The 11,935-nt window shown below is 58.9% G+C and carries 9 protein-coding genes; 8 read left to right on the top strand and 1 reads right to left on the bottom strand.

What is annotated here, in order from left to right; translation table 11 throughout:
* Positions 1 to 202: 202 nt before the first annotated feature.
* From HU718_RS09800 to HU718_RS09785, 4 genes are all read left to right on the top strand, one after another.
* The gene (locus tag HU718_RS09800) at positions 203 to 1,873 is read left to right on the top strand and encodes a hypothetical protein (protein ID WP_186616561.1); all 1,671 of its coding nucleotides are present in this window, start codon (positions 203 to 205) and stop codon (positions 1,871 to 1,873) included.
* Between the two features lie 39 nt (positions 1,874 to 1,912).
* Positions 1,913 to 3,823, top strand: coding sequence for a hypothetical protein (locus HU718_RS09795; RefSeq protein WP_186616560.1), 1,911 nt, complete (start codon positions 1,913 to 1,915; stop codon positions 3,821 to 3,823).
* Between the two features lie 43 nt (positions 3,824 to 3,866).
* A complete protein-coding gene (locus HU718_RS09790; RefSeq protein WP_186616559.1) occupies positions 3,867 to 5,786 on the top strand; it encodes a hypothetical protein in 1,920 nt (639 codons plus the stop codon).
* A gap of 284 nt (positions 5,787 to 6,070) precedes the next feature.
* Positions 6,071 to 7,846, top strand: a complete 1,776-nt coding sequence (locus HU718_RS09785) for a hypothetical protein (protein ID WP_186616558.1) — start codon at positions 6,071 to 6,073, stop codon at positions 7,844 to 7,846.
* Between the two features lie 144 nt (positions 7,847 to 7,990).
* Here the strand turns inward: HU718_RS09785 and uraH are convergent, their stop codons facing one another.
* Complete coding sequence (uraH, locus tag HU718_RS09780; RefSeq protein ID WP_008080901.1) at positions 7,991 to 8,344, bottom strand: hydroxyisourate hydrolase; 354 nt, start codon at positions 8,342 to 8,344, stop codon at positions 7,991 to 7,993.
* A gap of 420 nt (positions 8,345 to 8,764) precedes the next feature.
* Here uraH and puuE point away from each other — a divergent pair, with 420 nt between their 5' ends.
* The 4 genes from puuE (at position 8,765) to HU718_RS09760 (ending at position 11,909) form a co-directional block, all read left to right on the top strand.
* Positions 8,765 to 9,691, top strand: coding sequence for an allantoinase PuuE (gene puuE / locus HU718_RS09775; RefSeq protein WP_038366990.1), 927 nt, complete (start codon positions 8,765 to 8,767; stop codon positions 9,689 to 9,691).
* Positions 9,688 to 10,203, top strand: coding sequence for a 2-oxo-4-hydroxy-4-carboxy-5-ureidoimidazoline decarboxylase (gene uraD / locus HU718_RS09770; protein WP_064586706.1), 516 nt, complete (start codon positions 9,688 to 9,690; stop codon positions 10,201 to 10,203). Before puuE ends, uraD begins: the two co-directional genes overlap by 4 nt.
* 87 nt (positions 10,204 to 10,290) lie before the next feature.
* Positions 10,291 to 11,286, top strand: a complete 996-nt coding sequence (alc, locus tag HU718_RS09765) for an allantoicase (RefSeq protein WP_186616557.1) — start codon at positions 10,291 to 10,293, stop codon at positions 11,284 to 11,286.
* 119 nt (positions 11,287 to 11,405) lie between these two features.
* Positions 11,406 to 11,909 (top strand): ureidoglycolate lyase, encoded by a 504-nt coding sequence (locus HU718_RS09760; protein ID WP_034151759.1) that lies wholly within the window; start codon positions 11,406 to 11,408, stop codon positions 11,907 to 11,909.
* The last annotated feature ends 26 nt before the right edge of the window (positions 11,910 to 11,935 follow it).

Here is an 11,935-nt window from a genome sequence, read left to right as displayed (position 1 = left end):
ACTCTTCGATAACACTGACATGCCTTGCATCATCTGGCCACAAAGCAAGACGTATATACCGCACGCCACGACTGCCGATTGCCGAACATAAGTGCTCTTGAAACCCGCCGCGCGATTTCAGAATCGTTGCGGCGCAAGTTCGCCTGATCATTTTGGCGCGTCCGCTGCAGAGCCTCGGATGCCGCTTTATCGGAGCACTTCAATGGCTAAGCCACCCAAGAAAATTCCGGCTTCAACGTCAGCCGATACATCACTGCCTCCGCCGAGACCAGACACCCCGGCGGATACGCGCGCAGGCACCGGGCTTTCCATCGCCGACACGGCAGGCGGGAGTCCGACGCCGGGTTCATCCTCAGCGATGATCGTCTCCGATGTGCCCGGCCAGCGCCCAAGCGTCATCGTCAACGCCCTGCCCGATCCGCTGCCCCACTCACCCGTCCAACCCACGCAAGCGGCGCCGGGAGCAGCAGACTCGACGCCGCCGCACGCAGGTGCTGTGGAGGGGGCCGGCAACCTCAACATTGCACCTGAGCTGGCGGCACTGCTGATGAATACCCCGCACACGCCGGAAGGTTTTCGTCACGACAAACGTGGTGCGTCGTATATCAATATGGAGGACGGCAGTCTCTGGCTGGTGCGCAGACAACCCGAGGGGCATTACCGGCAAGCCTCGGCCCATGACCGAAACTGGCTTGGCGCTGAGGTTGAACTGATTCCCGCCAGCAAACTCTGGCGGCGAGTAGAGCCGACATCCACGACGGCAAAACGTCCGCAGGCAGATCCAGTGCTCCCGCCTGCTGAAACGGCGGGGCCGAGCAAACGGCCGCGTCATGAACAGGCCGACACCGCTCGGGCAGACGCATTGATGGAGTCGTTGATTTCGCGACAGCCGAATGTTCTGGATCTGTCTGCTGGCCAATGGAAAAACTGGGGGAAAACCAGCAAACCGGAACAGGGCGACTCGATAGAAATAGACGGCGCCCACTTCTCGATTGTCTCCACTGGCGGTCAACCGCACACCGGCCTGGTTTACGTACAACATCCGCGATTTTCGCCCGAGGGCTACGACGGTTTTGAACACGTACTGATCAATGAGCCTTCACATCAACCGAAGTGGGCAATCCAGCGCGACGGCCAATGGCACGTCGTGGAAAACCATTTGCCGTTCGAAATGCCGATGGCGCAATACGTCTCCAGTGCCTTCAAATATTTGTCGGAACATACCGAGCGCGCCCTCGCACGCGGGGTATTCGATCACAGCAGACAATCCAAAGCCCTCGACAACCATGCGTTGTCGATGATGGTGTTGACCTTTCGGCACTGGCACGACCGCATCAATAACGAAGCGCCGACCACACGCGGCCTTCTCGACCCGTTGATGCTGTTGCCCAGACTGTCGGTACAACCCGACCCACTGTATCCCGGCGGCCTCCTTTCCTTGCCCCCGTCCAACGCGCATAGGTTTCAGCGGATCGATTTCGATCCACAGAAGTTTCCTGGTGAGTGGGCCGAATACGCAGCAGCACCCACCCCTGCCAATCTGCGCAACGTGTTCGGCACGCTTCTGCGCAACAACGGCTACACGCTCCATCCGTCCTCGCGCGCATTGCAGGAAGGCGCATTGATCTTTCACCGTGAAGGCGTCGCTGCGGTGTTCGTGTTGAAACTGCCGCGCATCACCGGTCACTCGATTCCTCGCCCAACGTTACCAGGCAGCGAAATCTCCGGTTCCGCGTTTCAGGCAAGGCTGACCCCCGCGGCCCAGCGCGAGTTGAACATTCACCTGGCCCAGAAACAGGTCATCTATCTGGTGGGCGGCGTGCAACCAACCGGGTCCGGCGAAAAGAGTTTCTTCATCGTCAGAGAAGGCTGACAGCCGCCCGCAACCCAATTAACCAATGGAGCACCAAGGATGGTGAAGCCACCCAAGCCAATTCCACTGACCACGCCGTCCGACGCCTTGTCGACCCCGCCGAGACCGGGATCGAATCAGTCCGCGGGCCCCCGTTCCGGCACCGACACTCCCGATCTCGCGGCAGGCAACACTGTCCGCACCCCAGAACCGTCGGCGGATGTTGCACCAGACGCGACCGGGCGCCTGCCATCGGTAGTGGTCAACGCATCGCCTGAATCGATTGCCAGGTTGCTGGAGAGCAATATGAATTCCATTACCTGGCCCGCTGCCAATGCCCATATGTTGCGCGCGATCGACAATGGCCTGTTTCACAGCCCGCAGGGCGGCACGTATGCGCAGGTCATCGGCGAGGGTTACCTGCAAGTCGAGCGTCAAACGAATGGGCGTTATCGAGTTTTCTGGCCTGCGTCTCTGGGGGAGCCCGGCCCGTTTCTGCAACAGATCGACGGTCAGCCCTTCTGGAGGCCCGACTCGGTTGATCGAGCGGTGCTCTCCCCCGAGGTAGATCGTGCGAGGGCAGGCGCATCAGGCGGCGAATTGCCCAGTCACCTCACGGCCGACCAGGCCAACTGGCGAACAGGAAATACCGCGGCCAGCCCGGACGGCCTCCGTCACGACAAACGCGGAGCGACCTATGTCGAGATGGAAGACGGCACGCTCTGTCTGGTTCGCCAGCAACCCGAGGGGCACTACCGGCAGGCTTCCGCCCACGCACGAAACTGGCTCGGCGCAGACGTTGAACAGATTCCGGGCAGCGGACAGTGGCGGATAAAAACGCCGCAATCATCATCGCAGCATGATTTACCGCCCCCCGTGCACAAACGGCCTGCGAGCGAGGCCGACGAAAATTCGCCCGCACCCGGCAAACGTCCCCGCCTGGCAGAGGAGCAAAAACCAGACGACACAGGGTCAATATCCGGGACGACAGCCGATGCCAGACCGCTGGCACCGGCCACGTCTGCCGGGGAATGGCGGCACTGGGGGATGACCCTCAAACCCGAATGGCATGACTCCATAGAAATAGACGGTCAGCACTACGTGATCGTGCCGCAACGCGTACTGCCTGACACTACCCTGGTGTTCCTTCAACACCCGCTGTTCAGTCCGGGTCGATACGACGCGTTCGAGCAGATGCTCAAGAACAATCCATCACTGCAACCGAAGTGGGCCATCAGGAAAGATGACCAATGGACAGTGGTGGAACTCCCGTCATTCGAAAAATCGCTGACTGAGTCTGTAGCCACCTCTTTCCGGTACTTGGCCGACCACTCCTTGAGCGCCATCGCCAGAGCAGCGTTCAACGAGGTCAACCACAGCGAAGTCATCAACGGTGATGGACTGCGCGTGTTGTTCGACACCTTCTATCACTGGGAAAACCGAACCCTTGCCCTCGCCTCCAGACGCGAGCTCGCTGACCCGCTGATGATGCTTCCCGTGTTGCCCACCCAACCTTCCGCCCATCTGAATGGACAGACACTGTTGCTGCCCTCGCCCTTTGCCACGGGCCTGGAACGCATCGACTTTGATACCCGGCTGTTCGAACAACGATGGCGTGAGGCCGTGCACGCCCCCGGTTCCAGCCTGCGCGCGTTATTCAGCGAGCTTCTGCAGGACAACGGTTATGCCGTGGATCGCACCAGTCGACTGTTCAGCGAGGATGCCTTGCTGTTTCAGCGCAGCACTCTGGACGTGGTGTTCGTCTTGCGTCTGCGTCCAAGCACCCCGGACGGGAGGGTGAATCGCAGGAGCGATCCTGGCGACGAACTGCTGGTACCGACACTCAGGGCCCGCCTGGCGCGATCCAGATGGCGGCAAATGCTCGAACCCGACAAGGTCGTTTATCTGGTCGGCGGCACGCAAACCGTCTCTGCGCAGCAGACGCTGCTGTTCATCGTCAGAGAAGGTTGAGCGCCATGTCCATCCCCAACCAACCCCATCGAGAATGACCTGCATGGCCAAACCACCAAAAAAAATCCCGGGTACCGCCGTAGCCGATTCCACCACGGGGCCCCGTTCACCGGCGGCGGAGTCGGCTGATATCAGTCCCGCCCCTGGCGCGGCTATCGACACCGTGCGGATGGGTGAACAGCGCATGGCTGACCTCACACCCCATGTGCCGACCGGCGAATTGACACCCCCACCATCGGTGCTGGTCAGCGAACTGCCTGCCCACCGTCCATTGTCGCCCAATGCTGCGTTGCGCTCGCTCACCTGGCCCGCTGAACACCTGCATTTGTTGATTCCTCTGGATATCGACAGCGGCCTGTCCATCAGCGCCGATGGCAGGATTTATGCCGCTGTCGAGAACGAAGGCCATTTGCTGGTCGAGCGCCAATCCGACGGTCGCTATCAGATTCCCTTCGATTTTGCCCCCGGAGTGCCCGGCCCGTTCGTCAGCAAAATCAGGGACCAGTCATTGTGGCGTTTCGAGATCCCGGCCTGGCTTGTCGAAGACTCAGGCAGACCAGCCCCCTTCACGCCCCCGCCTGGCCCGATTGCCGGTCACACGCCGACATACCTGGCGCCGCATCTGGCGGCCCGGCTTTCTCCAGCAACAGACTCACCCGATGCGATCCGGTATGACCGGTATCGAAAAACCTATGTGGATACCGCCGAAGGCACGGTCATGGTGGGGAAAAATGACGACGGCGATTATCAGCAAACCTCCGCCGCAGATCGCCACCCCTCTGGCGTATTTCTGGAACGGATGCCCGGAACGCTCTACTGGCGGCAAAAAAATCCGCAAACCTCTGCCCGGCACGACAATCCACGTCAGGACAGGCGCCGACCTGCGACGCCGACCGACTTCGCACCACGCCCCGGTAAACGGTCATTCATGGGCCACGACGCAGACAGTGCCACCGATACGCAGGCACTTGCCCAAAGCCTGATTTCGTCAAGCGAAGGCGCGCTCGATCTGTCTCACGGGGCATGGCGCGACTGGGGCAAGACAACCCCCTGGCCGCTGGAAACGCACGTTGAAATCGACAACCTTTATTACCCGGTGGTGACTCAGACCCTAATCGCCGACACCCCCATGGCCTATATGAAACACCCACGGTTTTCACCGGATCTGTATGACAATTTCGAGCGCATGCTTGTCACCGACCCCGCCTTGCAACCCCGGTGGGTGGTCAAGGTCAATGATCGGTGGAGCGTTCTGGGCCAGCGCTTGCCGTTCGAGTTGCCGCTGACGCAATACATTTCGGCCCATTTCAAATATCTCACCGAGGAATCGATCAGTTTCCTCGCCAGAGCCATGTACAACCAGGCCAACAGATCGGAAATCATCAACGGCCACGGTCTGGCGGTATTGAATCAGACGTTGCGCTTCTGGGCCGACCGGACGAACAACAAGGTGCAGCGACAGGATCTGGCCGAGCCACTTTGCCTGTTGCGCAAACTGCCGCCCTTGAATGAGGCCCAACGGTCATCAGCGCTTCCTTCCTCGCTGGGTGAAGGTTTGCAGCGACTGGATTTCGATCCGGGGCAATTTGCTCAGCTCTGGATCGATCATGCCGTGCTGCCGGCGACACCTGAACTGCGAAAACTGTTCAGCGCCGTACTGACGAAAAACGGCTACCGCCTCGAGCCTGCAACGCTCAGCACTGGTGAAAACACGCTGCTGTTTCACCGGGAAAAGATCAACAGCCTGTTTGTATTGACCTTCCCTGCAGTCAGCGGTCAGCAAATACAGCGCAACGCAACGCCCGGTATTGCCTGGAGCGATACCGACCTGCAAATCCGTATGGGTGAAAAACAGCAAACATTGGCCACTTATAGAGAGGAACAGCGGCTGGTCCATCTATTGGGTGGCATTGATAAACGCACGCAACGTCTGGCAACGCTGTTTATCGTCAGGGAGGGCTGAGTCTTTTCAGGACAAGTACAACCAATGAAATAACCCAACGTCGCAAGGCGACGATGGCCATTTGTTGCCTGCGGGACGACCGTTACAGGCACCCGGCAACAAACGCTGCACGGCCCATTCAATCAACCCATGGCCCGACAACATTCAACGATAGATCACTTAGAGATACGCCAATGACTAAACCACCCAAGCCCCCGATGGGCAATCGAACGCCTGATGCTTCTACGACCCGACCGGTGCAGGATCAGGGGCCGCCCCATTCGCCCGCCCTTATGATTGGCCCTATGCCTGGCCCGTTGCTTGCCTCGTTCCTCGACAACGTTCCCACCGCAAGTTCAGGGAGGGATACAAGCCCACAAGTAACGGTGACGTACATAACCGATCCAGTGACTACCGACCTCAATGCGAAACTCAGGGAGATTTCCTGGCCCGCCTTGCAGAGTCATCTGCTGCGACCGCATGAATCCGTGGACGGTTTGTTTTTCAGTCCAGAAGGTCACCTTTATGCGCATCTTGGTGAAGGTGGCTATTACCGCGCCGAACACAACGTCGATGGCGACTTGCAGATTCCCTGGCCCGCCGCTCCGGGTGTAACGCCTCCCCTGCTGAAAAAAATCGCCGGTCAGCCACGCTGGCGTCTCGAGGCCGACTGGTATTCCCGCCCGCCAACGTCTGAAACCCGGTTACCGCCAGTGCTGGCACCCGCGCCTCCCTCACAGACGTCACTCTTTCTGCCCCCGCACCTCGCGGCGCTGCTGACCATTGCGCCAGACACCACGAACGGTATCCGTTACGACAAGCACAAAAATGCCTACGTCAACATGGCAGAAGGCACTGCCATGGTGCGCCGCAACGATGATGGCCAGTTTGAACTGGCGTGGTCCGGACAGCGGTCAACCGGCGATCTGGTCGAGCAGATACCGCAAACAACGCTCTGGCGTCGCAAGGTCAGCGGCGCGGTGCAAGCGGACAATCGCCGACCAGCCCCCGCCGCCGAGGAGCCGACAGCCGGGCCAAGCAAACGGCCACGTCTGGAGGCTGAACCGGACGCTACCGGGCCGTCTGCTCCTGTGCTATCTGCCAGCGACTGGCATGCCTGGGGAAGCGCCGTAAAACCAGGCACCGGAGACTCTATCGAGATCGACGGACAACACTATCCGATCGTTTCGCAGGCGGGACATGCCACTGACGCCCTGGTCTTTATCAAACCCCCACTGTTCGCCGCCGAAGGCTTCGAGGCTTTCGAGCAGATGTTAGGCACCACCCCGCAGTTGCAGCCCAAGGGCGCAGTGAAGTTGAAGGAAAGATGGGGAATACCGGTCAACGACAAATGGGAGGTCGTCGCTGGCCCTCCATTTAAAAACCCCCTCGCGCAGTACGTGGCCGATACTTTTCCATACATGGCAGAGCATTCGACGAGTGCCGTCGCCCGCGCCATGTTCAATCGCGCCAATCACGCCGAAACGCTCAACGGTTACGGGCTGAACGATTTGTTTGAAACCTTCCAGTATTGGGCAGTCAGGCCGCAAAACATGTGGGATCAAAAAGTCAGCCGATACGATCTGGTCGACCCGTTGTTGTTATTGCCTGCGCTTTCCAGACCCGGCGAGAGTTACATTGCCAAACCGTCAGGGTTCACCGAAGGCCTGCAACGTATCGACTTCGATTTGCAGCGCGTGCCTCAGCATTTGCGCAAGATCAACGACGAGTATCGCAGCAAAAAACTGCGAACCCTGTTCCAGAGCATTCTGACGGAACAGGGTTATCAGGTTTCCTCTAGCTTTCGCGGATCGGCGGCCCAGCAAGATGCATTGATGATTCAGCAGCAAGGTGTCGATCTTGTATTCATCCTGCGCTTCCCGGCCTTGATGCAGGGCAACTACCTGGATTTCGATGTCACGAACTGGCTGCGAACCAAAGCGCTGGTCAACAAACATGAGCCTTCCGACGAGGCCCTGTTGAACAAGGCACTCGCCGAAGACAAGGTCGTATATTTGATCGGCGGTCTGGAAAGAGATTCTTCGGGCCAACCGAGTCTTTTTGTTTTCCGCCAAAAATAACGAGCGCGTCAGGTTCAAGCCTTCAGCCTGGCCAGGTCTGACATCAGCCTGACGCAGACGAAAAAAAGCCCGCAGTGTGAGCGGGCGAAAGACCAAAGAAGCTATATGCGCAGTCGCTTCCCGGTGGGGGCAGCTGCTTGGGGGTCAGCTGCCCCGGTACGTGGAATAGCTGTATGGCGAAATCAGCAATGGCACGTGGTAGTGATCCTGTTCGGCGGAGATGCCGAAGCGCAGCACAACCACGTCCAGAAATGCCGGTTCCGGCAACTGAACGCCACGGGCGCGGTAGTAATCGCCCGCGTGGAACTGAACCTGATAAACCCCGGTACGATAATCATCGCCTTGCAGCAGCGGCGCATCGACCCGGCCATCGCTGTTGGTTACAGCACTGGCGACCAATTCCAGTTGCGAACCTTCAACGCGGTACAGCTCGACCTTGATCGAACTGCCCGGGCAACCGTGTGCAGCGTCCAAAACGTGTGTTGTCAAACGTCCCATTGATTCTGCGCGCCTGCCTGCGTGGAGCAGTCAGACCTCGCGCCTCCCGAAGTCAGATAAAAAGGAGACCGCACCGATTCGGAGCACGAAACGCTGCGGCGAGCGATTGATTAAGACATTTTTCAAAAAAATTGTACACAATAAAAACGACATTTTTCACTTCACCCCCGCCATTCGGGGGTTTCCTGCCGATGAGCCAGCGATACGCCTATTCATTGAACCTCCTATCCATTAGCTGACTGGTCAGGCAGGTTTCTTGCAGGCTCACGCCAATAGCAGTAAAAGATGACAGTCGGTGAAAAATGCGAAAATTCAGGCTTACAAATTGCGAATAAAGTTGTATACAATCAGCCCATCGCTGTGACGCCAGCCTGCCAGGCCGCCACATACATCTGTCAACGAACAAGAAGGAAGACTGCAGTGAGCGCTGACTACCCACGCGACCTGATCGGTTACGGCAGTAACCCTCCTCACCCACACTGGCCGGGCAATGCCCGCATCGCCCTGTCGTTCGTACTCAATTACGAAGAAGGCGGCGAGCGCAACATTCTGCACGGCGACAAAGAATCCGAAGCCTTCCTCTCCGAAATGGTTGCCGCCCAGCCGCTGCAAGGCGCGCGCAACATGAGCATGGAATCGCTTTACGAGTATGGCAGCCGTGCCGGTGTCTGGCGGATCCTGAAACTGTTCAAGGAATTCGACATTCCGCTGACCATCTTCGCCGTCGCCATGGCCGCCCAGCGCCACCCGGACGTGATCCGTGCGATGGTCGATGCCGGCCACGAAATCTGCAGCCACGGCTACCGCTGGATCGACTATCAGTACATGGACGAAGCGCAGGAACGCGAGCACATGCTCGAAGCGATCCGCATCCTCACCGAAATCACCGGCGAGCGCCCGCTGGGCTGGTACACCGGCCGCACCGGGCCGAACACCCGTCGTCTGGTGATGGAAGAAGGTGGTTTCCTCTACGACTGCGACACCTACGACGATGACCTGCCCTACTGGGAACCGAACAACCCGACCGGCAAGCCGCATCTGGTGATCCCGTACACCCTCGACACCAACGACATGCGCTTCACCCAAGTGCAGGGTTTCAACAAGGGTGACGACTTCTTCGAATACCTCAAAGACGCGTTCGACGTGCTCTATGCCGAAGGCGCTGAAGCACCGAAGATGCTCTCGATCGGCCTGCACTGCCGCCTGATCGGCCGTCCGGGTCGCATCGCTTCGCTCAAGCGCTTTATCGAATACGCCAAAAGTCATGAACAGGTGTGGTTCAGCCGTCGCGTCGACATCGCGCGTCACTGGCACGAAACCCAGCCGTACCAAGGGGCCGCCCAATGAGCCGCTTTCAAACCCTGCAACCGTCGAGTCTGAGCCGCGACGCTTTCGTCAAAGCCTTCGCCGACATCTACGAACATTCGCCATGGGTGGCCGAGAAGGCCTACGACCTGGGCGTAGATGCCTCGATCGACGAGATCGAAACCCTGCACCAGCGCATGAGCGACATCCTGTTGAGCGCCGATCACGCCAGTCAACTGGCACTGATCAACGCTCACCCGGACCTGGCCGGCAAAGCCGCCGTCCAGGGCCAACTGACCGAAGCCAGCACCAATGAACAGGCTGGCGCCGGTATTCACCAATGCACGGCCGAAGAGTTCCAGCGCTTCACCGAGCTGAACGACGCCTACAAAGCCAAGTTCAAGTTTCCCTTCATCATGGCGGTAAAAGGCAGCAACCGGCATCAGATCCTCGCGGCGTTCGAAACGCGCATTCACAATTCGGTCGACACCGAGTTCAAATGCGCGCTGGCGGAGATCAACAAGATCGCCCTGTTCCGTTTACTGACTCTTTAGCAAGCCTGACCCGAGTACATCAAACGCGGAGAGTACCCAGGGTCTTGCAAGCATCCCCAGCCACTTTTTTAAAGGCAGACAAGAAGAATGAAAGCTTACGCCGTACCTTTCGAAAAATTCGTCAACCTGGCCGATGCCCGTCTGGGCACCAAAATCATCTCGGTCACCGATGACTGGTTCGCAGACGCCAATCGTCTGTTCCAACCGACCCCGGCCGTATGGAAGGAGGGCGTGTTCGATGACAACGGCAAGTGGATGGACGGCTGGGAATCGCGCCGCAAGCGCTTCGAAGGCTTCGACAGCGCTGTGATTCGTCTGGGCGTACCGGGCTCGATCAAAGGCGTGGACATCGACACTTCATTCTTCACCGGCAACTTCCCGCCATCGGCCTCTCTGGAAGCGTGCTTCCTGGCCTCGGGCGAGCCTGATGAAAACACCCAGTGGACTGAAGTGCTGTCGGCCGTCGAGCTGCAGGGCAACAGCCACCACTACCACGAAATCAGCAACGCCCAAGCGTTCAGCCACCTGCGCTTCAACATCTACCCGGACGGCGGTGTAGCTCGTCTGCGCGTGTACGGTGTGCCGCATCGTGACTGGTCGGCGGTTGGCGACAACGAACAAGTCGATCTGGCAGCAGCCCTCAATGGTGGCCGCGCCCTCGCCTGCTCCGACGAACACTTCGGCCGCATGAGCAACATCCTCAACCCGGGCCGTGGCATCAACATGGGCGACGGCTGGGAAACTGCACGTCGTCGCACGCCGGGCAATGACTGGGTAATCGTCGCGCTGGGTCACCCGGGCGAGATCGAGAAGATCGTCGTCGACACCCTGCACTTCAAAGGCAACTACCCGGACACCTGCTCGATCCAGGGCGCGTTCGTCAAGGGCGGTACTGACAGCCAGATCGAAACCCAGTCGCTGTTCTGGCGTGAACTGCTGCCGAGCCAGAAGCTGGAAATGCACGCCGAACACACCTTCGTCGAGCAGATCAAGGCGCTGGGCCCGATCACTCACATCCGCCTGAATGTGTTCCCGGATGGTGGCGTGAGTCGCCTGCGCGTACTGGGCAAGGTCGCTAAATAAGGTTGAACCCATTCGCGAGCAGGCTCGCTCCCACATTTGGAATGCATTCCCCTGTGGGAGCGAGCCTGCTCGCGAAGGCGTCAGAACAGTCAACACAGAATTCGGATAAGAAGAACAGCATGCGCACACTAACGATTGAACCGCTGAGCAAAGAAGCCTTCGCCCCTTTCGGTGACGTCATCGAAACCGACGGCAGCGATCACTTCATGATCAACAACGGTTCGACCATGCGCTTCCATAAACTGGCGACGGTCGAAACCGCTCAGCCTGAGGACAACGCGATCATCAGCATCTTCCGCGCCGACGCGCAGGACATGCCGCTGACCGTTTGCATGCTGGAACGCCATCCGCTGGGCAGCCAGGCTTTCATTCCGCTGCTCGGCAACCCCTTTCTGATCGTGGTCGCGCCAGTTGGCGATGAACCTGTATCAGGCTTGGTCCGCGCCTTCGTCACCAACGGCAGGCAGGGCATTAATTACCATCGCGGCGTTTGGCACCATCCGGTGCTGACGATCGAAAAGCGGGATGACTTCCTGGTGGTTGATCGCAGTGGCACAGGCAATAACTGCGATGAGCATTTTTTCAAAGAGGATGAGCGTTTGATCCTCGCCCCCCACCAATAAGAGAAGGTCTGATCACTCGACAACAA

Origin of the sequence: Pseudomonas tensinigenes (assembly GCF_014268445.2) — a bacterium.
In the GTDB taxonomy this organism is placed as follows: Bacteria; Pseudomonadota; Gammaproteobacteria; order Pseudomonadales; family Pseudomonadaceae; genus Aquipseudomonas; species Aquipseudomonas tensinigenes.
This window is presented reverse-complemented; position numbering and strand designations above follow the sequence as displayed.

Excerpts from the sequence above, each read along its gene's own strand:
- HU718_RS09800 (WP_186616561.1), top strand. The coding sequence starts at position 203 with ATGGCTAAGCCACCCAAGAAAATTCCGGCTTCAACGTCAGCCGATACA.
- HU718_RS09795 (WP_186616560.1), top strand. The coding sequence starts at position 1,913 with ATGGTGAAGCCACCCAAGCCAATTCCACTGACCACGCCGTCCGACGCC.
- HU718_RS09790 (WP_186616559.1), top strand. The coding sequence starts at position 3,867 with ATGGCCAAACCACCAAAAAAAATCCCGGGTACCGCCGTAGCCGATTCC.
- HU718_RS09785 (WP_186616558.1), top strand. The coding sequence starts at position 6,071 with ATGCCTGGCCCGTTGCTTGCCTCGTTCCTCGACAACGTTCCCACCGCA.
- uraH (WP_008080901.1), bottom strand. The coding sequence starts at position 8,344 with ATGGGACGTTTGACAACACACGTTTTGGACGCTGCACACGGTTGCCCG.
- uraD (WP_064586706.1), top strand. The coding sequence starts at position 9,688 with ATGAGCCGCTTTCAAACCCTGCAACCGTCGAGTCTGAGCCGCGACGCT.
- alc (WP_186616557.1), top strand. The coding sequence starts at position 10,291 with ATGAAAGCTTACGCCGTACCTTTCGAAAAATTCGTCAACCTGGCCGAT.
- HU718_RS09760 (WP_034151759.1), top strand. The coding sequence starts at position 11,406 with ATGCGCACACTAACGATTGAACCGCTGAGCAAAGAAGCCTTCGCCCCT.